The sequence below is a fragment of the Cellulosimicrobium sp. EB106-03-01-XG111 genome (genome assembly GCF_058792115.1).
On sequence record NZ_JBYTEQ010000023.1, the window covers coordinates 28052 to 48365 of the forward strand.

Annotated in this window: 16 protein-coding genes; 6 read left to right on the forward strand and 10 right to left on the reverse strand. The window is 75.4% G+C overall.

Annotated features, from left to right (window positions below):
- Positions 1-54 precede the first annotated feature (54 nt).
- The 3 genes from AC3WT4_RS16915 (at position 55) to AC3WT4_RS16925 (ending at position 2623) form a co-directional block, all read left to right on the forward strand.
- Positions 55-702, forward strand: coding sequence for a LytR C-terminal domain-containing protein (locus AC3WT4_RS16915; RefSeq protein WP_074808205.1), 648 nt, complete (start codon positions 55-57; stop codon positions 700-702).
- Between the two features lie 192 nt (positions 703-894).
- Entirely contained in the window at positions 895-1098 is a 204-nt protein-coding gene (locus tag AC3WT4_RS16920) for a cold-shock protein (RefSeq protein WP_021482750.1), read from the forward strand.
- A 19-nt stretch (positions 1099-1117) separates the two neighbouring features.
- Positions 1118-2623: a phytoene desaturase family protein gene (locus AC3WT4_RS16925; RefSeq protein WP_492315983.1), complete on the forward strand. Its 1506-nt coding sequence runs from the start codon at positions 1118-1120 to the stop codon at positions 2621-2623.
- Positions 2624-2663: 40 nt separating this feature from the next.
- On the opposite strand, the gene AC3WT4_RS16930 is transcribed toward AC3WT4_RS16925, so the two are convergent.
- Positions 2664-4124, reverse strand: a complete 1461-nt coding sequence (locus AC3WT4_RS16930) for a glycoside hydrolase family 15 protein (RefSeq protein WP_492315984.1) — start codon at positions 4122-4124, stop codon at positions 2664-2666.
- A 289-nt stretch (positions 4125-4413) separates the two neighbouring features.
- On the opposite strand from AC3WT4_RS16930, the gene groL reads away from it, so the two are divergent.
- Positions 4414-6039: a chaperonin GroEL gene (groL, locus tag AC3WT4_RS16935; protein WP_043654162.1), complete on the forward strand. Its 1626-nt coding sequence runs from the start codon at positions 4414-4416 to the stop codon at positions 6037-6039.
- A gap of 111 nt (positions 6040-6150) precedes the next feature.
- Here the strand turns inward: groL and AC3WT4_RS16940 are convergent, their stop codons facing one another.
- The 4 genes from AC3WT4_RS16940 to AC3WT4_RS16955 form a co-directional block, all read right to left on the reverse strand.
- Positions 6151-6444 carry a WXG100 family type VII secretion target gene (locus AC3WT4_RS16940; RefSeq protein ID WP_492315985.1) on the reverse strand — a complete coding sequence of 98 codons (294 nt, stop codon included), beginning with the start codon at positions 6442-6444 and terminating at the stop codon, positions 6151-6153.
- Positions 6445-6571: 127 nt separating this feature from the next.
- Positions 6572-7303, reverse strand: a complete 732-nt coding sequence (locus tag AC3WT4_RS16945) for an HD domain-containing protein (RefSeq protein WP_043654160.1) — start codon at positions 7301-7303, stop codon at positions 6572-6574.
- 233 nt (positions 7304-7536) lie between these two features.
- On the reverse strand, positions 7537-9234 hold the full coding sequence (locus AC3WT4_RS16950) for a sensor histidine kinase (protein ID WP_492315986.1): 1698 nt from the start codon (positions 9232-9234) through the stop codon (positions 7537-7539).
- Positions 9231-9968 carry a response regulator transcription factor gene (locus AC3WT4_RS16955; protein ID WP_043654159.1) on the reverse strand — a complete coding sequence of 246 codons (738 nt, stop codon included), beginning with the start codon at positions 9966-9968 and terminating at the stop codon, positions 9231-9233. The genes AC3WT4_RS16950 and AC3WT4_RS16955 overlap by 4 nt, the downstream gene beginning before the upstream one ends.
- 114 nt (positions 9969-10082) lie before the next feature.
- On the opposite strand from AC3WT4_RS16955, the gene AC3WT4_RS16960 reads away from it, so the two are divergent.
- On the forward strand, positions 10083-11312 hold the full coding sequence (locus AC3WT4_RS16960; RefSeq protein ID WP_492315987.1) for a winged helix DNA-binding domain-containing protein: 1230 nt from the start codon (positions 10083-10085) through the stop codon (positions 11310-11312).
- Between the two features lie 25 nt (positions 11313-11337).
- Here the strand turns inward: AC3WT4_RS16960 and AC3WT4_RS16965 are convergent, their stop codons facing one another.
- Positions 11338-11937 carry an NYN domain-containing protein gene (locus tag AC3WT4_RS16965; protein ID WP_061268040.1) on the reverse strand — a complete coding sequence of 200 codons (600 nt, stop codon included), beginning with the start codon at positions 11935-11937 and terminating at the stop codon, positions 11338-11340.
- Between the two features lie 116 nt (positions 11938-12053).
- Between AC3WT4_RS16965 and AC3WT4_RS16970 the strand changes: the two genes are divergently transcribed.
- Positions 12054-12818, forward strand: coding sequence for a type 1 glutamine amidotransferase (locus AC3WT4_RS16970; RefSeq protein WP_492315988.1), 765 nt, complete (start codon positions 12054-12056; stop codon positions 12816-12818).
- A gap of 12 nt (positions 12819-12830) precedes the next feature.
- On the opposite strand, the gene AC3WT4_RS16975 is transcribed toward AC3WT4_RS16970, so the two are convergent.
- The 4 genes from AC3WT4_RS16975 to AC3WT4_RS16990 form a co-directional block, all read right to left on the reverse strand.
- Positions 12831-13634 carry a PspA/IM30 family protein gene (locus tag AC3WT4_RS16975; RefSeq protein WP_492315989.1) on the reverse strand — a complete coding sequence of 268 codons (804 nt, stop codon included), beginning with the start codon at positions 13632-13634 and terminating at the stop codon, positions 12831-12833.
- An 80-nt stretch (positions 13635-13714) separates the two neighbouring features.
- Positions 13715-15760 (reverse strand): TPM domain-containing protein, encoded by a 2046-nt coding sequence (locus tag AC3WT4_RS16980; RefSeq protein ID WP_492315990.1) that lies wholly within the window; start codon positions 15758-15760, stop codon positions 13715-13717.
- 250 nt (positions 15761-16010) lie between these two features.
- Complete coding sequence (locus tag AC3WT4_RS16985; RefSeq protein ID WP_074808193.1) at positions 16011-17690, reverse strand: DNA repair helicase XPB; 1680 nt, start codon at positions 17688-17690, stop codon at positions 16011-16013.
- Between the two features lie 91 nt (positions 17691-17781).
- Complete coding sequence (locus AC3WT4_RS16990; RefSeq protein WP_492315991.1) at positions 17782-20226, reverse strand: helicase-associated domain-containing protein; 2445 nt, start codon at positions 20224-20226, stop codon at positions 17782-17784.
- Positions 20227-20314 lie beyond the last annotated feature (88 nt).

Below are 20314 nucleotides of genomic sequence, written 5' to 3' on the forward strand. Positions count from 1 at the left end.
GTCCGGGCGAACAGGGCGTTTAGCCGAGAGCCCCGACCGGGCTACCCTGTCGCCGTGACGAAGAGCCGCTACCCCTACGCGCCCGACGAGTTCGACGCGCCCGCGCCGCAGGGTGCGCCCGTGGGGGTGCACCGCACGCCGCGCAGCGGGTGGAGCAAGACGTGGCCGTTCCTGCTGGTCGCCGTCGTCTTCGCCGGCCTCGCGTACGGGGGCGTCGCGCTGCTGTCCGACAACGGTGCCACGGACGACCCGCCGCAGGCGCAGTCCACGGAGCCCCCGGCCGGGGAGGCCGAGGAGCCGCCCGCGGCGGAGGAGCCTCCGGCGACCGAGGAGCCCCCGGCCGCGGAGGAACCGCCCGCGACCGAGGAGACGCCCGAGACCCCGGACCTCGCGACGCTCATGGCGGCGGCCGACCCGTCGGCGAGCGTGCGTGTCCTGAACGCGAGCGGCATCGGCGGCGAGGCAGGCAAGGGGCGCGACGCGCTGGCGGACCAAGGTTTCACGAACGTCGAGGCGGCCGACTACGAGGGCGATCCCGACGCCGTCTCGGCGACGTCGGTCTGGTACGCGGGGGACCGCGCTGACAGCGCAGCCGCGGTTGCGGCGATCCTCGGCATCCCCGCGGAGCAGGTGAGCCAGCAGACGCTGCGCTCCGGCGACGTCGTCGTCATCGTCAAGTCGGAGCTCGCCCCGGTCGGCTGACGGTTCGTCCGCCCGGTCCGGCGGAGCTTTCACGACCCGAGTGCACCACCCGCGTGACCTGCTCGTTCGGCCCTGGAACCCGAGCTGTTGCCAGGTGCCGTTCCACCTTCCGTGCACGCCGCCTGCGGGCTAGGCTCGGGCTACCACGGGGCGGCGGTCGCCTCGCGGGCGACGATGCACGAGGAGACGTACATGGCTCAGGGGACCGTGAAGTGGTTCAACGCCGAGAAGGGCTACGGGTTCATCACGCCCGCAGCGGGTGGACAGGACCTCTTCGTGCACTTCAGCGCGATCCAGACGGACGGCTACCGCACGCTCGACGAGGGCCAGGAGGTCGAGTTCGAGCTCGGCCAGGGCAGCAAGGGCCCGCAGGCCGAGCAGGTGCGGCCGCTCTGAGCCCGGCTCCGAGGGTCGCGTGACGGAGGACCTCGACGCCGTCGTCGTCGGTTCGGGCCCCAACGGCCTGGCCGCCGCCGTGACCCTCGCACGCGCCGGTCTCTCCGTGCGCGTGCTGGAGGCGCAGCCGACGTCGGGCGGCGGGGCCCGCACGCTCGACCTCGGCCTGGCCGACGGCGTCGTGCACGACGTCTGCTCGGCGGTGCACCCGATGGCGTGGGCCTCGCCGTTCTTCGAGGCGTTCGACCTCGGCGCGCGCGGCGTGGAGCTGCTCGCGCCCGAGGTCTCGTACGCCCACCCCCTCGACGGGGGTCGCGCGGGCGTGGCGTATCACGACCTCGAGCGCACGGTCGAGCGGCTCGGGGTCGACGGCGCCGCCTGGCGCGCCCTGCTCGGCCCGCTCTCCGAGGGGTGGCGCGACGTCGTCGCGGTCGCCCTCGGCGACAAGCGGTCGGTGCCGGGGCGTGTGCTGACGCCGGGCGGCGCCGGTGTGACGGCCCGGTTCGGCGCGGCGGTGCTGGAGCAGGGGAGCCCCGCGTGGGCGCGGCGCTTCCGCACCGACGAGGCCGGCGCGCTCCTCACGGGCGTCGCGGCGCACGCGATCTCCCGCCTCCCGTCCCTCGCTGCGGCCGGGACGGCGGTGCTGCTGGCCTCGCTCGGCCACGCGCCGGGCGGCTGGCCGCTGCCGCGCGGCGGCTCCGGCGCGATCGTCGCCGCGCTCGAGGACGACCTGCGCGCCCACGGGGGCGACGTGGTCATGGGCCACCGGGTCGGCTCGCTCGCGGACCTGCCGCGGGCCCGAGCCTACGTGTTCGACACGGCGCCGCGCGTCGTCGCCGACGTGTTCGCGGACCGGCTCCCGCCGCGCGCGGAGGGCGCGCTGCGCCGGTTCCGGCACGGCGACGCGGCCGCGAAGGTCGACCTCGTGCTCTCCGGGCCGGTGCCCTGGGCCGACCCCGAGGTGGGGCGCGCAGGAACCGTGCACCTCGGCGGGACGCGCGCCGAGATGGCGCGCAGCGAGGCCGACGTCGCGGCGGGCCGCCACGCGGCCCGGCCCGTGGTGCTCGTGAGCGACCCGACCGTCGTCGACCCCGGGCGCGGGGCGGGCGGGCTGCACCCGCTGTGGACCTACGCGCACGTGCCCGCGGGGTCGACGCGCGACGTGACGGAGGACGTCGTCGCGCAGGTCGAGCGGTTCGCGCCGGGGTTCCGGGACGTCGTCGTGGCGTCGCGCTGCGTCCCCGCGGCCGAGATGGCGGCGCACGACGAGAGCTACGTGGGCGGCGACATCGCGGGCGGCGCCGTGAGCATGTGGCAGATGGTCGCGCGGCCCACGCCCCGGTTCGACCCCTACGCCGTCGGGCTGGAGGGCGTCTACCTCTGCTCGGCGTCGACGCCGCCCGGTCCGGGGGTGCACGGCCTCGGCGGTTGGTACGCCGCGCGGCGGGTGCTGCGACGCGAGTTCGACGTCCGGGAGGCTCCGGAGCTGGGACCGGTCACGGCGACCGGCGTCGGCACGCGGTAGGGCGCGCGCCTCGTCGCACCGTGCGAGGCCTCGGCGGTCGTCAGCCCGCGGTGCCGTGGGCGTCGAGCTCCACGAGCGCGAGCACGACGAGCGCGGAGCTCCACGACAGCGGCGCGACCGCGGCGGGCGAGCCGTCGGCCAGGACCTTCTCCGGGATCGCGCCGGACGCGGTGCGGTGGTCGTCGACCCAGCGGAGCCACTCCTCGGCGTCGGCGCGGTCCTCGGGGTCGGACGACGACGCCGCGGCCAGCGCGTACAGCGTCGTCTGCGGCGTCCACGAGATGCCGTCCTCGCGCCAGCCGGCGCCCGGCGCGAGCCCGCCCGCCGGGCGCAGCATCTCGGTCACGGACGCGCGCCAGGCCTCGTCCGCCCCGGCGAGCGGCTCCGGCTGGAACGGGGGCAGCACGAACGCGGTCGAGGCGTCGCGCGCGCCCCCGGTGACGTGGCGCGGGTAGCCCTGGGGCCCGAACGAGCGCTCGACCGCCATGCGCAGGCGGGCGGCGGCCAGCGTCGCCTCGTGCGCGCGCCGCGCCTCGCCCGCGGTCGCGTACACGTCCGCCGCGGCCTCCAGACCGGCGAGCAGCGGACCGGCGGTGCCGAGCGTGAGGGACGTGGGCTCGACCTCCCAGTAGTCGCTCGACGGCGGCGGCAGCGGGTCCTCGCCGTCGACGAGCTCGAGCGCGTGGCTCGTCGCGGCGTCGACGAGCGGCCGCAGCTCGGCGGCCACCTCGGGGCGGTCCCCGGCGGGCGTCTCCTCCAGGACGACGTCCGCGGCCCACAGGACCCAGCCGACGCCGTCGGACTGGAGGCCGCGGTCGTCGGGAACCCCCGAGCCGTCGGGGAGGTAGCGCGCGTGGAACGAGCCGTCGTCCTCCTGGACCCGCGCGAGGAAGCCGAGGACGTCGCGCGCATCGTCGACGTGGCCGGTGCGGGCGAACGCCGCCGCGGTGAACGAGGCGTCGCGCGGCCAGACGTAGCGCCACTTGGGTGACGGCGCGGCGAGGGCGGCGCCGTCGTCGAGCGTGAGGGCCCGCAGGTCGAGGAGGGCCGCCTCGCCGAGCGCGGCGAACGGCCCGCCCGCGCCCGGCACGACGCCGGACGCGAGCCACGCCCGCGACGCGGTGGCGGTCTCCTGGGCGAGAGCGGGGTCGAGGAGCGCCGTCGCGTCGAGCGGGGCCCCGGCGACCTGGGCGAGCCGGTCCGCCTCGCCGTCCGCGGGGTCGACACCCGCGGCGAGCGCGACGGGGTCGAGCGACGTCGGGTCGAGCACGCGGCTGCCCTCGAGATAGGTCGCGCCCACGCCGGGTGCGAGACGCAGCACCGCGGCGCCGCCGTCGGGCCCGGTCGTCACCGCGACGCCGTCCTGGTAGAGGTCGATGTGCTCGCCCGAGGGCGCGGCGACCGCGGTCGCGGCGGTCAGGCCGAGGGCAGGGACCAGCACGAAGCCGGCCAGGGCTGCGAGGGGGCGCCACGACGGTGTTGCGCGGATCACACCGCGCATCCTAGGGCGCGTCGCGGGGTGCGCGGTTTCGCCGCTCGCGATACGTGGCGGCGCGGCGTACCGCTGTCTTGCACTCGCACCGTGCGAGTGCCAATAATGGCGTTAGCACTCTCGTCACGAGAGTGACAGAAGTGACCAGCGCAGGCAGCCGCTCACGCGGGTGCGGCGCAACCCACCAGGTCGACAGGTGAGGCCCGCCCTGGCGGCGTGACATGAACGCCGCCGTCGTGGGTCGTCCGTCGCGGGCGCCGGCCGACCGCCATACGCCACCAGCGGAGGATCATTCCCCATGGCCAAGATCATCGCCTTCGACGAGGAGGCTCGTCGGAGCATGGAGCGAGGGCTCAACGTCCTCGCCGACACCGTCAAGGTCACCCTCGGCCCCAAGGGCCGCAACGTCGTGCTCGACAAGAAGTGGGGCGCGCCGACCATCACGAACGACGGCGTCTCCATCGCCAAGGAGATCGAGCTCGAGGACCCGTACGAGAAGATCGGTGCGGAGCTCGTCAAGGAGGTCGCCAAGAAGACCGACGACGTCGCGGGTGACGGCACGACCACCGCGACCGTGCTCGCCCAGGCGCTCGTGCGCGAGGGCCTGCGCGTCGTCGCGGCCGGCGCCAACCCGATCGCCGTCAAGCGCGGCATCGAGAAGGCCGTCGACGCGGTGACCGAGCAGCTGCTCAACGCCGCGAAGGACATCGAGACCAAGGAGGAGATCGCCGCCACGGCCGCCATCTCCGCCGGCGACCCCGCGATCGGCGAGCTCATCGCCGAGGCCCTCGACAAGGTGGGCAAGGAGGGCGTCATCACGGTCGAGGAGTCGAACACGTTCGGCCTCGAGCTCGAGCTCACCGAGGGCATGCGCTTCGACAAGGGCTTCCTCGCGCGCTACTTCGAGACGGACCCCGAGCGCCAGGAGGCCGTGCTCGAGGACCCGTACGTCCTCATCGTCGAGTCCAAGATCTCGAACGTGAAGGACCTGCTCCCGGTCCTCGACCAGGTCATGAAGGCCGGCCGCTCGCTCCTCATCATCGCCGAGGACGTCGAGGGCGAGGCGCTCGCGACCCTGGTGCTCAACAAGATCCGTGGCACGTTCAAGTCCGTCGCCGTCAAGGCCCCGGGCTTCGGCGACCGCCGCAAGGCCATGCTCCAGGACATCGCGATCCTCACCGGCGGCCAGGTCATCACCGAGACGGTGGGCCTCAAGCTCGAGAACGCGACGCTGGACCTGCTCGGCCAGGCGCGCAAGGTCGTCGTCACGAAGGACGAGACCACGATCGTCGAGGGCGCGGGCGACGCCGACCTGATCCAGGGTCGCGTCAACCAGATCCGTGGCGAGATCGAGAAGTCGGACTCCGACTACGACCGCGAGAAGCTCCAGGAGCGCCTCGCCAAGCTCGCCGGCGGCGTGGCCGTCATCAAGGCGGGTGCCGCGACGGAGGTCGAGCTCAAGGAGCGCAAGCACCGCATCGAGGACGCCGTCCGCAACGCGAAGGCTGCCGTCGAGGAGGGCATCGTCGCCGGTGGTGGCGTCGCGCTCATCCAGGCCGGTGCCGTGGCGTTCGAGAAGCTCGAGCTCGAGGGTGACGAGGCGACCGGTGCGCAGATCGTGCGCGCCGCGATCGACGCCCCGCTCAAGCAGATCGCGATCAACGCGGGCCTCGAGGGTGGCGTCGTGGCGGAGAAGGTGCGCAACCTCCCGTCCGGCCAGGGCCTCAACGCCGCGACCGGCGTGTACGAGGACCTCCTCGCCGCCGGCGTGAACGACCCGGTCAAGGTCACGCGCTCCGCGCTGCAGAACGCCGCCTCCATCGCGGCGCTGTTCCTCACGACCGAGGCCGTCGTGGCCGACAAGCCGGAGAAGGCCGCCCCCGCGGGCGACCCGACCGGTGGCATGGGCGGCATGGACTTCTGACCTGCCCCGGCTCCCGTCACCGGGCGTCGTCGGACACCGAAGGCCGTCGGCCGGGTTCGCCCGGTCGGCGGCCTTCGTCGTGCCTGCCGGGAGGTCCCGGCCGGGCGGGGTCTACCGTGTCGTGAACAGGCGCGCGGCCTGCGACTCGGCGTCGGCGTAGGTCTGCGCGGCGGCGCCGAGCGCGGCGGTGACGTCGTCGAGCGCGACCTCGACCTGGGTCTGCGTCGTCTGCCACTGCGCCATGACACCCGTGAACGACGACGCCGCCCCACCGCGCCACGACGCCTGCAGGTCCGTGAGGTGCCGCATCATGGCGCCGACCTCCGCACGGATCGCCGTGACCGACCCGTGCACCGCGGCGCTCGCCTGCGCGACGCGCGCGCTGTCCACCTCGTACCGGCTCATCCGAACCTCCGTCGTCCCTCGGCCCGGGGGCCGCTCCTCGCCCTGGTGGGTACCGGGGCGTGGCGACGACGGTAGGCCGACCTCCCGGGCGCCGGAGGGAGCGGAGGCCAGGCCTGTGGACGGCGGCTCAGGCGCCGGAGGCTGGGGACGCCGTCGACGCCTCCGCGAGCTTGGCCTGCTCCTTGCGCAGGCGCTGGAGCTCCGCGTCGAGGTTCTGCCGCGCGGCCTCCTCCCAGGCCGCGCCGAGCGGGCTCGAGAAGAGCGTGCGCCGGTCCAGCAGCTTCGTGAGGATCGCGATGCGGGCGCGCACGTAGTCCGGCTTGGGGATGTGCGCGTACTCGTCGCGCACGTCCTTGAGGTACTCCTTGTAGCGCTGCGGCTCGGCCGCGAGCATCGCGAGGTCGGCGTCGCACAGGACCGCGCAGTCGAAGTCGGAGGCGTCCGGGGCGTGGCGGACGAGCGCGTTCACGAGGTGCGCGACACGCCGCACCGCGGGCTCGGGGACGCCGAGCCGCGTGAGCTCGGCGTCGGCGAGCGCCGCGCTCGCGGACTCGTCCTCGCCGCCCTTGTTGGCGTACGTCGCGCCGCCCTTCGCGTCGAAGATCGCGCCGTGGTACCAGGCCGCGAGCCGGACGAGGTCGGGGTCGTGCGTCTCCTGCGAGAGCTCGTCGACCCGGCCCAGGACGTCGGCGAGGTGGCGCAGGTTGTGGAAGTGGCGTCCCGGCTGGTCCCAGCGGTCGAGCAGCCCCTGCCCGACGGCGCGGATCTCGTCGTCGGGGGCGGTCGCCCCGGCGCCCCGGGCGCTGCGGACGAACGAGGAGAGGAACCACTGCGGTGCGTCGGCGCTGTTGACGCCCATGAACTTCAGCCTTCTTCGACGGAGACGAGCAGGACGGAGGTCGTCGTCGCCGGGCGTGCTGCCCGGCGCGGAGGCCCCCGCGTCGCCGCGCGGCCTCGTCTTCAGCCTAGGTCTCGCGGGACGACCCGCCATCGTAGCCGCAGTCGGCGGTGCGTCGGGACGCCCCGGGAGCGTCCCGCGCGCCGTCGTGGGCGGGCGCCGACGAACCCGCAGGTCGGGCGGGGTGCGGGCCGTCAGGACCCGAGCGGGAGGTCCACGCGGACCGTGAGCCCGCCGCCCGGCGTCTCACGGACCGACACGCGGCCGCGGTGCGCACCGACGATCGCGGCGACGATCGCCAGGCCGAGCCCGGACCCGCCGGACGAGCGGTTGCGCGACGTGTCCGCGCGGTAGAACCGCTCGAACAGGCGGCCCCGCTGCGTCGTCGGGACGCCGGGGCCGTGGTCGCGGACCTCGAGCACCGCGACGTCGCCGCGCGCGACGTCCCCCCGCGCGTGGTCGCCGCGCGCAGCGTCGCCGCCCCGGGTGTCGCCCGTCGGCGCGTCGTCCGACGGGGGAGCGGGCGCCGCGCCGAGCGCGATCTCCACCGGCGTGCCCGACGGCGTGTGGCGCGCGACGTTGCCGACGAGGTTGGCGAGCACCTGCCGCAGCCGGTCCTCGTCGCCCACGACGCGCAACGACGCCGGAGCGTCCGCGCCCGGCGCGAGCCCGACGACCCGCACGTCGCGGGCCGGGTCGAGCGCGTGCAGGTCCTGCGCGGAGTCCCGTGCGAGCGAGACGAGGTCGACCGGCTCGTGGCGCAGCGGCCGACCCTCGTCGAGCCGCGCCAGGGCGAGCAGGTCGTTGACGAGCGTGCCCATGCGGGTCGCCGAGTCCTCGATGCGGCCCATCGTGTCGTCGACCTTGTCCGGGGTGTCGAGCGCGCCCATCCGGTACAGCTCGCCGTAGCCGCGGATCGTCGCGAGCGGCGTGCGCAGCTCGTGGCTCGCGTCCGAGACGAAGCGCCGCATCCGTTCCTCCGACGCCTCCTGGACGGCGAACGCCTCCTCGATCTGGGTGAGCATCGCGTTGAGCGACGCCGCGAGCGAGCCGACCTCCGTCGTCGTCGGCGCCGGGCGCACGCGTCGCGACAGGTCGCCCGCGGCGATGTCGGCCGCGGTCTCCTCGATCTCGCGCAGCGGGCGCAGCGCACGGTGGACCGCGAGGTAGGCGACCGCGCCCCCGACGAGCGCGATGCCCAGCGCGGACAGCGCCAGCGCCCGGCCGAGCACCTTGACCGTCTCGTGGATGCCCGTCAGCGGGAGGGCGACGAAGACGGTCCCGGCCTGCTGACCGTCGACGATCAGGAACCTCCCGACCACGCGCCACTGCGCCGGGTCGGAGCCCCCGACGGAGCGCACCGTGAACGGCTCGCCTGCGAGCCGCTCGATCTCCTGGTCGGACAGCGCGGGGATGTCGGGCTCCCCGTACCTCGACGTCGTGGCCTGCCAGCTGTAGCCGCTCTCGTTGCCGGACACCTCGCGGAGCAGCACGAAGTACTCGCTCGGGATCTGGCTCGCGGTCGCGGGGTTGCTGAGCAAGGAGGACCGAGCGACGGTCGTCGCCGACCCCTGGAGGTCCTGGTCCACCTGCTCGACCAGATAGCTCGACACCACCGTCGTCGTCACGACCGACGCCAGCCCGAGCCCTGCCGCCAGCAGGAGCACGGTGATCGCGACGAGCCGAGCCCGCAGCGGCACGCGCGCGAACCAGCCCCAGCCCTCGGTGGGGACGGGCCGGCCGAAGGGGCGCCCCGCCGTCGGGCCGCCGGGCGCGGGTGCGCCGGCCTCGTCCGACGCCGCACGGCCGGGCTGCGACGCCGCCCCGGGGGGCGGGGGAGGGGGCGGGACGGGCGGGGACCCGGCCGTCGTGCGGTCGGGGCCGGCCGTCATGACGCCGCGGGCGGCTGGCGCAGCAGGTAGCCGACGCCGCGCTTGGTGTGGATGAGCGGGGGCAGGGCCACGGGCTCGCCGTCCGGGCCGGGCACGGTGAGGTTGTCGATCTTGCGGCGCAGGTAGGAGATGTAGGACTCGACGATGTTCGCGTCGCCGCCCCAGTCGTACTGCCACACGTGGTCGAGGATCTGCGCCTTGGACAGCACGCGCCCGGCGTTGAGCATGAGGTAGCGCAGCAGCTTGAACTCGGTGGGGGACAGGTCGATGTCGACGCCGGCGCGCCGCACCTCGTGCGAGTCCTCGTCCATCTCGAGGTCGGCGAAGCGCAGGACGGCGTCGTCGACGGGCTCGGCGTGCGTGCGGCGCAGCACGGCCCGGATGCGCGCCACGACCTCCTCCAGGCTGAAGGGCTTCGTCACGTAGTCGTCGCCGCCCACGGTGAGCCCCGTGACCTTGTCGCGCGTGTCGTCCTTCGCGGTGAGGAAGACGACGGGCGTGTGCTGGCCCTTCTCGCGCAGGCGGCGGGTCACGGTGAACCCGTCCATGTCGGGGAGCATCACGTCGAGCACGACGAGGTCGGGCTCGACGTCGCGCACGAGCCGCAGGGCGCTCTGCCCGTCCGCGGCGGCGTGCACCTCGAACCCGGCGAAGCGCAGGGACGTGGCCAGCAGCTCGCGGATGTTCGGCTCGTCGTCCACGACGACGAGGCGTGCCTCGGGGGTGGTGCTCATGCGTCCAGTGTGCTCCCGCGGTCTGGGAGACGCCTGGGAACGGGCTCGACCGCACGTGGCACCCGGGCGGCACCGGCCGGGCGCCCGTGGGTGGTCCGGGGCAGGATGGCCGCCGTGCGGATCACGGTGGACCAGAGGCGGCGTCGGCTCGTCGCGCAGCAGCTCGCGCTCGCCACGGACCTGCCGGGGAGGCCGGCGGCCCGGAGCCCGGAGGACGTCGTGGACCGGCTCTTCGCGCTGCACGCGACCGACGCCCCGAGCGTCTACCTGTCGGTGCTCGCGCGGGTCCCGGGCCTCGGGCTCGACGACGTCCGGGACGCCGTCTTCCGGCGGCGCTCGCTCGTCAAGGTGCTCGCCATGCGGCGCACGATGTTCGTCGTGCGCCGCGAGGCGGTGCCCGTCGTGCACGCCGCGGCCGCGCTCGCCGTCGCGCGGCGGCTGCGCACCCGCCTGCTCAAGGAGCTCGCGACCCTGCCCACGGACCCGCCGGTCGACGACGCCGCGACCTTCCTCGCCGCGGTCGAGGCGCAGGTCCACGCCGCGCTCGACGAGCACGGCCCGCTCGACGGCGCGAGCCTGTCGCGGGCCGCGCCGCTGCTGCGCACGGCGTTCCTGCCCACGACCACCAAGACGTGGGACGTGCGCCGCACCATGACGTCCCAGCTCCTCGCCCTGTTGTCGGCCGAGGGCGCGGTGGTGCGCGGCGAGCCGCGGGGCACGTGGTCGTCCAACCGGCACGTCTGGTCGCCCGTCGACGACTGGTTCCCCGGCGGCATCCCCGTGCTCGACGAGGCCGCGGCGCGCACCGCGCTGGCGCGGGCCTGGCTCGACGTGTTCGGTCCTGCGACGGTCGAGGACCTCGTGTGGTGGACCGGCTGGAACCGGCGCGACACGGTCGCGGCGCTCGCGGGCCTCGACGTCGTCGAGGTGGAGGTCGAGGTCGGTGCGCAGGACGGCGAGGCGACCCGCCCCGGCGTCATGCTGCGCGGCACGGACCTGCCCGGCCCCGACGAGGTGCCGATCGAGGGCCACGTCGCGCTCCTGCCGTCGCTCGACCCGACGACCATGGGCTGGACCGCGCGCGACTGGTACCTGGGAGCGCACAAGGCGGCCGTCTTCGACACGATCGGCAACGCGGGCGCGACCGTCTGGTGGGAGGGCCGGATCGTCGGGGCCTGGGTCGTGCGCCCGGGCGGCGAGCCCGCGTGGCGTCTCCTCGACGACGTCGGCGCCGACGGCGAGCGGGCCGTCGCGGCCGAGGCCGAGCGGATCGCGGCGCTCCTCGGGGGCGACGGCGTGACGGCGTCGTTCCCGACGCCGCTGTACCGCGAGCTCCACGCCTGAGCGACGGAGCCCGCGGTACGGGCGGTCAGAGGTAGCGCATCGGGTCGAACTCGTCGAGCGGGATGATCCGCACGCGCGGCAGCACGGCCGTGAACGCGCCCGCGTGGTCCTCGAGGTCGAAGATCTCGAGACCGCGGCCCGTGAGCTCGGTGAGGCGCACGTTGACGAACTCGCGGAACGCGAGCACGCCCACGCGCCGGTCCTTGTCGTCGAGGAGCGTCTCGACCTGGGGCAGGAAGTCGCCGTCGTGGCTCGCGAGGAGCACGTCGCCCGGCTGGCCGGCGATCGCGTCCAGCATGCGCTGGATACCGATGTCGACGACCTTCTCGTTGCTCGACCCCGACAGCGGGATCGGGCGGTAGCCCATCGCGAGCAGCGCCTGCACGAACGACATCGGCATCTGGCCCGACGACGCGTTGAGGAAGAACAGGGGCGTGACGTCCTGGCCCCAGGCCTGGCGCGCGAAGTCCACGATGCGGTCCCAGCGCGGCCGCTCCTCCGGGGCGGGCCGGTGGCCGAGGACGTTCATGCCGAGCGTCGCGTCGATGTTCTCGCCGTCGACGACGAGGTAGGTGCGGCGCGGCGTCGTCAGCGCTCGGCCGTCGGAGGTCTGGAGGTCGGACATGCCGGTCAGCCTATCGGCGCGCGACCCGCCGCGCTCCGTCCGGGTGCGCCCGGCGGCGCTGTCCACGACGTGGGTGTTTGCGTCGCCCCACCCCCGAGTGGGTACCGTCAGGGTTCGTGACCACGCACGACACCGACGCCACGACCGGGACCGGGACCGTCCGGCTCACGGTCGTCCAGAACTCCCCGGACGTCACGCTCGACGCCTACGCCGACCTCCTCGACACGGAGCTCCGCGTCGTCCGGGCGCACGACGGCGAGCCCGTCCCCGCCGCGGACCGGATCGACGAGCTCGGCGACGGTCTCGTCGTCCTCGGCGGCCACATGTCCGCGTACGACGACGCGCGCGCCCCCTGGCTGCCCGCGCTGCGCGAGACCCTCGTCGCCGCCGCGACGCAGGGCGTCCCGACGCTCGGGATCTGCCTCGGCGCACAGCTCCTCGCCGTCGCCGGCGGGGGACAGGTGGCGGTCGCTGCACCGCCCGGACGCGAGGTCGGCGCGACGCGCCTGTTCTGGCGTGCCGAGGCCGACACCGACCCGGTGCTGGCGCCGCTCGCGACGGCCGACGACCCGGTGCGCTGCGTGACGAGCATGCACGGCGACGCGATCGTCGAGCTCCCGGCCGGCGCCGTCTGGCTCGCGTCGTCGAACATGTACCCCTACCAGGCGTTCCGCCTCGGGTCCGCGCTCGGCGTCCAGTTCCACCCCGAGGCGTCGCGCGCCGGGTTCGCGGCCTGGTGCGTCGGGTACGACGACGTCGACACCGCGGCGGCGCTCGCCGGGTTCGACGAGCACGCCCCCGCGCTGCTCGACGGCGGACGCCGGCTCGCGGAGTCGTTCGTCACCGCGGTCCGGGTCAGCCGACGACGCGTCCCCGCCTGACCCGGGCCGAGGTCACCAGTCGGTCGAGGGGGCGTCCTGGGCGGTCGTCCCCGAACCGATCGCGGGCGTGACCTGGGTGGGCGACACCTGCGCGGCGGGCGCGGAGCCCTGCTTGAGCGCGGCGAGGCGGGCCTCGATCTCGACGGCCTCGCCCGACGTCTCGAGCTCGGCGAACTGCGCGTCGATGCTCGACGCCGCGACCTCCGCCTGGCCGAGCGCCTGCGCCTCCTCGCGGCGGACGATCTCCTCGTAGCGGGAGATCTCGCTCGTCGGGTCGAGCACGTTGATCGAGCTCAGCGCGCCCTGCACGGTCTGCTGCGCCTGCGCGCTCTTCTGCCGCGCGACGAGCGAGTCACGCTTGGACTTCAGCTGACCGAGCTTGTCCTTCATCATCGCGAGGCCGGACTTGAGCTTCTCGACCGACTCGCGCTGCGACGCGATGAGCGGCTCGGCCTGGCGGACCTCGCTCTCGGCGGCGATCTGCTTGCCGAGCGCGATCTTCGCGAGGTTGTCGAACTTGTCGGCGTTCGCGGCGTCGCCCTGCTGGCGGTACCGGTCGGCCTGGGCCGACGCGGCCGCGGCCTTCTGGCCCCACTCCTGGACGGCGGCGACGTCCTCGTTGTAGTCCTGCTCGGCGAGGCGCAGGTTGCCGATGGTCTGCGCGACGGCCTGCTCCGCCTCGGCGATGTTGTTCGTGTAGTCGCGCACGAGCTGGTCCAGCATCTTCTGCGGGTCCTCGGCGCTGTCCAGGAGCGCGTTGATGTTCGCGCGCGCGAGCTGCGCGATCCGTCCGAAGATGCTCTGCTTCTCCGCCATGGTCGTCCCTCTCTGGTGAGCCGTCTCGTGCTGGTCGTGTGCGTCGTGCCGTGGTGCGGCGCGTCAGGTGCCGCCCGTCCTCAGAAGCGTCCGCCGCGGCCGGAGCGCCCGCCCGAGGACCGGCCGCCCGACCGTCCGCCGGAGCGTCCGCCGCCGAACCCGCCGCCCCCGTAGCCGCCGCCGAAGCTGCCGCCGCCGAACCCGCCGGAGCGTCCTCCGCCGCCCCCGCCGCGGAGGATGGAGTCGAGGAGGATCCCGCCGAGGACCATGCCCCCGACGTTGCTGCCGCCACCCCCGCCGAACCCGCCACCCTGGGACGACTGCCAGCTCGACGCGTCCTGCTGCGCGCGCTGGGCCGCGGACTGCGCCTGCGCGTCGGCCTGCTGCGCGCGCTGGAGCGCGGCGACCGGGTCGGTCGGTTGGAGCGCGCGCGCCTCGCCGAGCAGGCGGATCGCCTCCGCGAGCCGGGTCCGTGCCTCCGGGCCGACGGCGCCGCGCCGGGTCTCGATGAAGTCGTTCGTCGCTCGGACCTGCGAGTCGACGCGCGCGAGGGTCTCGCGCAGCAGCGCGTTCGCGCGCGCCGCCTGCTCGGCACGCTCGCGGAACGGGGCGAGGACGGCGTCGAGCGCCGCCTCCGCGTCCGTGAGGCGACGGAGCGCGGCGAGCGGGTCGCCGCCGTCGCGCGCAGCCCCGGCCGCCGCCACGGCGGCCTGCGCCTCCGCGAGCGCCGGCGCGACCGCGGGGTCCCCGGGGGCGAGCCGCCCGGCGTCCGCGATGTCGGACGTGATCGACGCGACGCCCCGGTCGAGGCGCGGACCGGACTCGGCGAGGTCGGTGCCCGCGCGGTCGACGGCGTCGAGCAGCGTCACCGCCTGGCCGACGGCGTTCTGCGCGGCCCGCGCGAGCGCGACGGCCGTCGCCCGGTCCTTGCCGGCGAGCGCCTCCCGACCGCGCGTCACCGACTCGCGCGCGCCCGTGAGGAGCGCCTGCGCCTGCTCGGGGTTCTGCGCGACGGACGCGAGCGCCGTCGACGGGTACGTGCGCCCGAGCGCCTCGAGCGTCGCGCGCGCGGGCTCCACACGGCCGAGCACCTCGGTCGCGCGCTGGTCGGTCTCGTCGAGCACCTGCGGCGCGCGGGCCTGCAGGTCGCGCAGCTCGTCGAACGTGCGGGACTGGGCGTCGAGCGAGTCCGCGACCTCGTCGCACAGGGTGACGATGCGCGCCATCAGCTGCCGCGCCTGGGGCTCCGTCTCGGGCTGGTCGTCGTCCAGCTGCTGGCGCAGCGCGAACGCCTCCGCGACCCGCTGCCTGCCCTCGGCGAGCGCGGCGGAGAACTGCTGCGTCGCCTCGAGCCCGAACTGCGCCTGTGCGAAGCCGAGCTCCTGCTCGGACGTCTTCACGGCGTCGTCGATCGCCACGAGGGCGGCGCTCGCGCGACGGTCCAGCTCGGCCGTGGGCAGCGCCGCGAGCGGGTCGCCCGCCGGACCGACGGCGGTCGCGGCCCGGCGGCGTCGTCCCGCCGCGCGGGCGACCACCACGACCACGATCACGAGCACGCCGCCGACGAGCAGGACCCAGAACCACGACACGCCGCCCGAGCCCTGGCTCGCCCCGCGCGCCACCTCGGCCGCCGCGATGGCCGCACCCGCCCAGTCGTCGGCGCGGAGCTCGTCCTCCACCGCGGACGTGATCCGGTCCAGCTCGGCGTCAGAGAGCGGGACGTTGTTGTCGTACGACAGCCCGTACCGCCGGTCCTGCGTCCCGACGGCCAGCAGCAGGTCGTCGACCCCCAGCCCCGACTGGTTCGCCGTCGCGTTCGCCCAGTCGACGCCGTCCATGCCGTCGAGGCCGTCCACGTACACGACGAAGAGCTGGAGGTCCGTGTCCTGGGCCAGGCGGTCGAGCGCCGCGCGCACGTCGTCCGTGCGGTCCCCGAGGACGCCGGACGGGTCGGTGATCTCGTCCGTCACGTCCATCGGCGGGACGGCGTGCGCGAGGCCCGGCGTGGCGACGAGGGCGACGCACGTCAGCAGCCCGACGAGCGTCGAGACGACGAGGGCGAGGAACGCGCGGGCGCCGCGGCCCCCGGCCGCGCGGGGGTGCCAGGGACGATCGGCCGTGCTCACGGCCCGATCCTTTCCCAGCCGCCCAGGACCCGCAATCGGTGCCGCGGGGCCCTCTGTCACTGCACGACGCCGAGGTCCTCCGCGTTCTTGGTCGGCCCCCGGCGTCGTTCCGTGCCGGGCGGGTGCCGCGCTCCTGCGTCGCGGGACCCCCACCCGTCACTGCACGACGCCGAGGTCCCGGTGTTTTCGGTCGGACCTGGGCATCGTTCCGTGCCCGGCGGGTACCTTGCTGCGCTGCGGTCCCCACCCGTCACTGCACGACGCCGAGGTCCTCCGCGTCGACGATGCGATAGGCGTACCCCTGCTCCGCCAGGAACCGCTGGCGGTGGGCCGCGAAGTCCTGGTCCACCGTGTCGCGCGCGACGACGGCGTAGAAGTGGGCCGTGCGGCCGTCGGCCTTGGGGCGCATGACGCGACCGAGGCGCTGGGCCTCCTCCTGGCGCGACCCGAAGGACCCGGAGACCTGGATCGCGACCGACGCCTCGGGCAGGTCGATGGAGAAGTTCGCGACCTTCGACACGACGAGCCGCGAGATCTCGCCCGTGCGGAACGCGTCGAACAGGCGCTGGCGCTCGCGGACCGTCGTCGCGCCCGTGATGAGCGGCGCGTCGAGGTGCTGCGACAGCTCCTCGAGCTGGTCGAGGTACTGGCCGATCACGAGCACCTGGTCGTCCGGGTGCTGCGCGACGATCTGCTCCACGACCCGGTTCTTGCCCGTGGCGGTCGCGGCGAGCCGGTACTTGTCCTCGGGCTCGGCGACGGCGTACGTCATGCGGTCGGACTCGGGCAGCGTGAGGCGCACCTCGACGCAGTCCGCGGGCGCGATGTAGCCCTGCGCCTCGATGTCCTTCCACGGGGCGTCGTACCGCTTGGGCCCGATGAGCGAGAACACCTCGTCCTCCCGGCCGTCCTCGCGCACGAGCGTCGCGGTGAGCCCGAGGCGGCGGCGCGCCTGCAGGTCCGCCGTCATGCGGAAGATCGGCGCGGGCAGCAGGTGCACCTCGTCGTACACGACGAGCCCCCAGTCGCGGGCGTCGAGCAGCTCGAGGTGCGTGTACACGCCCTTCCGCTTCGTCGTCAGCACCTGGTAGGTCGCGATCGTGACGGGCTTGATCTCCTTGCGCGCGCCGGAGTACTCGCCGATCTCGTCCTCGGTGAGCGTCGTGCGCCGCACGAGCTCGTCGCGCCACTGGCGCGCGCTGACCGTGTTCGTCACGAGGATGAGCGTCGTTGTCCCGGACCTCGCCATCGCACCCGCGCCGACGATCGTCTTGCCCGCGCCGCACGGCAGCACGACGACGCCGCTCCCGCCGTGCCAGAACCCGTCCACCGCCTGCGCCTGGTACGGGCGCATCTCCCAGGGCTTCGGCTCCTCGCCCTCGGTGCGCGGCGGCGTCGTCGGGCTGAGCGCGATGGCGTGCTTCTCGCCGTCGACGTACCCGGCGAGGTCCTCGGCGGGCCAGCCGAGCTTCACCAGCACCTGCTTGAGGTGGCCGCGCTCGGACGGGTGCACGACGACGGTCGTGTCGTCGATCCGGTCGCCCACCAGCCCGGCGGTGCGCTTGGACTTGAGCACCTCGGCGAGGACGGCGCGGTCCGTCGCCTCGAGCACGAGCCCGTGCGTCGGGTGCTGCGCGAGCGTGAGCCGCCCGTACCGCGACATCGTCTCCGCCACGTCGATGAGCAGCGCGTGCGGCACCGGGTAGCGCGAGTACTCGATGAGCGTGTTGACGACCTGCTCGGCGTCGTGCCCGGCCGCGCGCGCGTTCCACAGGCCGAGCGGCGTGAGCCGGTAGGTGTGGACGTGCTCGGGGGCGCGCTCGAGCTCGGCGAACGGTGCGATGGCCCGGCGCGCGTCGTCGGCACGGGGGTGGTCGACCTCGAGCAGGAGCGACTTGTCGCTCTGGACGATGAGAGGTCCGTCGGTCATGCGTTCTCCTTGCCGTGGGTGGCCGAGGGTCGAGCGGTCCGTGGTCGGTCCGGGGGCGGTGTCGATGGCGGGCGCGGGGTGTGGTCCGGGGTCAGTCCGGGGTCACGGACGCGATGCGGTGGACCGCGACCGTGAGCTCGGCGTCGCGGGCCGGATCCTGCGCGCGCAACCGACCGGCGTCGAGCGTGAGGGGCCGCACGCGGCGGCGGTCCGGCGCGCCCGTCGGCCCGACGACCTCGAGCCACACCATGGCGCCTTCCGCGATCGCCTCGCGCAGCAGCCCCAACGCCGCCACCGGGTCGCTTGTTCCCTCGGGTCCGTCGTCCCCGCGTCCCGCCCTGCCCGACGCCGTCCCCCCACCCCGGCGCGACCCGTCGCCGTCCGCGCGTGCCCCTCCGGTCGCGCGGGCCTGGGCCTGCTCCGCCGAGCGCGTGTCGGCGGCACGCAGCCGGGCGACGAGGTCGGCGAACCGCTGCGCGCCGCTCCCGGCCGCGTCCCGTGCCTCGTCGACGCGCGCCCCGGAACCCGGCACGACGCCGGTCCGGGCGCGGTTCCCGCGCCGTCCGACGACCGTCCCGGCCCGTCCTCGCCGGGCCGGGCCCGCGGCGTCGGGCAGGTCGTGCCGGCCCGCACGGTCCGCGACGAGCACGCGACCGTCCGGGCCCTCCACGACCGACGGCACGCCGCGCGCCCGCAGCGCGTCCTGCAGCTCCCCGGCCGGTGCGCCGGCGGCGAGCACGGTCGGCGCGAGGAGCACCAGGCCGAGGCCGCGCAGCGCGGGGTCCTCCGCGATGCCCGCGAGGAGCACCGGGTCCTCGGCGCGCACGTACGACGACGCCGTCCCGACGCGCACGCGCCCGTGGCGGCGCGCGGTGTCGCGCACCAGGTACTCCAGCGGCTGGGGCACGGGCGTGCGGGAGTGCGACGCGAGCTCGGCGAGCAGCTCGTCGGCCGTCGCGCCCCGGTCGAGCGCGCGCAGCACCGACTCCGGCGTGAACCGGACCGTGGTCGCGGCACCGCGCGACTCGACGTCGGCCGCGACCTCCACGAGCCGCTCGAGCGTGCGCGACGGCCGGCCCGGCACGATGCCCGTGAGGTCGCCCTGGAGCAGGAGGTCGTCCACCTCGGGCGGGAGCACGGCCTCGAACGCCGCGCCCAGGTCCACGGGCTCCGCCGACGCCGCGGGGTCGTCGCCCGCGACGAGCGCCCCACCCGGGGGCGCGAGCGCGCCCGCGCCCGTCACCCCGAGCAGCGCGGCCTCGCGCAGCAGCCCCGCGACGGCCTGCTCCGGCGGCACCGCGCGCGGCGTGCGCCAGCGCAGGACCGCGACGACGTCGGACGCGTCGAGCGGCCGGTCGGGCGCGAGGGCGAGCACGTCGAGGACCGAGCGGCGCAGCCGCGGGACCCAGGGCCGCCACAGCTCGGGGTCGAGCGCGGCGCGCAGGGCGCCCTTCTCGTCACGGCTCCCGACGAGCCACGGCGTGCGGCGCGACCGCCACCACCCGCGCGCCAGCGTCGCCCACCGGTCGCCCAGGTCGTCGTCGAGCCAGTCCTCGGCCGTCGGGGTCGGGGCGAACGTGGGCGGGTCGTCGCCGTCGTCGGCCACGAGGCCTGCCGCCGCGGCGAGCTCGACGACCGCGGCCGCCGTCGCGTCGTCGACCTCGAGCGCGAGAGCCGCACGGCGCAGGTCGCGCACCCCGAGGCCCCCCGCGCGCAGGACGCCCGGCGGGTGCTCGGTCCAGTGCGTCACGAGGCGCGCGACGAGGCGCACCGCCTCCAGCCCGGCGCTCGCGGACTCCGCCTCGACCGTCGCCGCAGGAAGCTCGCGCACCTCGGGCACGGGCGGCGTCGTGCGCACGTCGCGGTGGGTGCGGCCGCCACGCAGCGCGAGCCCCACCTCGCGCGGCAGGACGACGTGCCGCTCGTCGGTCGCGCGGAGGGAGCCGCGCTCGACCAGCCAGGCCGTCGCCCGGCGCGCGGACGGGTCGGAGCGCGGGGCGACGCCGACGGGCGGCCCCCACGCGAGCGCGTCGAGGATGGCGCGCGCGCCCGGGGGTGCGTCGTCGGGCAGGACGGCGGACGGCGCCGGGGCACCGCCCGTGCCGCCGGAGACCGGGCCCAGGCCCGCGGGGTGCGGGCCGAGCACCTCGGCCGTCCCGGGCGCCGGGCGGAACCCGGCCGAGCGCGTGCCGGGCGACCAGACGAGCGCGAGCTCGTCGAGGCGCTCGAGCGCCGCAGTGACCGACGCGCGGTCCACGCCCGTCGCGCGGGCCACCGCGGCCGCCGTCGCGGGGGTGCCCACGGAGTCGAGCACGAGCACCGACTCGAGCATGTGCAGCGTCAGCTCGTCGAGGCCGGCGAGCGCGCGCTCGAGGCTCGTGCGGTTCATCGCGCGCGCGGCGAGCGAGAGCAGCGTCGAGGGGGAGGGCGTGGCGAGGTCGGGGCGCCCCGTGAGCAGGGTGACCAGCGCGTCGTCGTCGCGCTGGCGCAGCGACTCGCTGTACGTCGGAGCCCGCTCGGGCCGGGAGGAGGCCATCCGTCCGATGCTACGCGGGTCGTGGTGACGGTTCGGTACCTCCTGTCGTTGGTCGGCACCTCGAGGTGCCGACAAGTGCTGCGAGTGC

Excerpts from the sequence above, each read along its gene's own strand:
- AC3WT4_RS16940 (WP_492315985.1), bottom strand. The coding sequence starts at position 6,444 with ATGAGCCGGTACGAGGTGGACAGCGCGCGCGTCGCGCAGGCGAGCGCC.
- AC3WT4_RS16920 (WP_021482750.1), top strand. The coding sequence starts at position 895 with ATGGCTCAGGGGACCGTGAAGTGGTTCAACGCCGAGAAGGGCTACGGG.
- AC3WT4_RS16985 (WP_074808193.1), bottom strand. The coding sequence starts at position 17,690 with ATGACCGACGGACCTCTCATCGTCCAGAGCGACAAGTCGCTCCTGCTC.
- AC3WT4_RS16945 (WP_043654160.1), bottom strand. The coding sequence starts at position 7,303 with ATGGGCGTCAACAGCGCCGACGCACCGCAGTGGTTCCTCTCCTCGTTC.
- AC3WT4_RS16990 (WP_492315991.1), bottom strand. The coding sequence starts at position 20,226 with ATGGCCTCCTCCCGGCCCGAGCGGGCTCCGACGTACAGCGAGTCGCTG.
- AC3WT4_RS16950 (WP_492315986.1), bottom strand. The coding sequence starts at position 9,234 with ATGACGGCCGGCCCCGACCGCACGACGGCCGGGTCCCCGCCCGTCCCG.
- AC3WT4_RS16955 (WP_043654159.1), bottom strand. The coding sequence starts at position 9,968 with ATGAGCACCACCCCCGAGGCACGCCTCGTCGTCGTGGACGACGAGCCG.
- AC3WT4_RS16965 (WP_061268040.1), bottom strand. The coding sequence starts at position 11,937 with ATGTCCGACCTCCAGACCTCCGACGGCCGAGCGCTGACGACGCCGCGC.
- AC3WT4_RS16975 (WP_492315989.1), bottom strand. The coding sequence starts at position 13,634 with ATGGCGGAGAAGCAGAGCATCTTCGGACGGATCGCGCAGCTCGCGCGC.
- groL (WP_043654162.1), top strand. The coding sequence starts at position 4,414 with ATGGCCAAGATCATCGCCTTCGACGAGGAGGCTCGTCGGAGCATGGAG.
- AC3WT4_RS16930 (WP_492315984.1), bottom strand. The coding sequence starts at position 4,124 with ATGCGCGGTGTGATCCGCGCAACACCGTCGTGGCGCCCCCTCGCAGCC.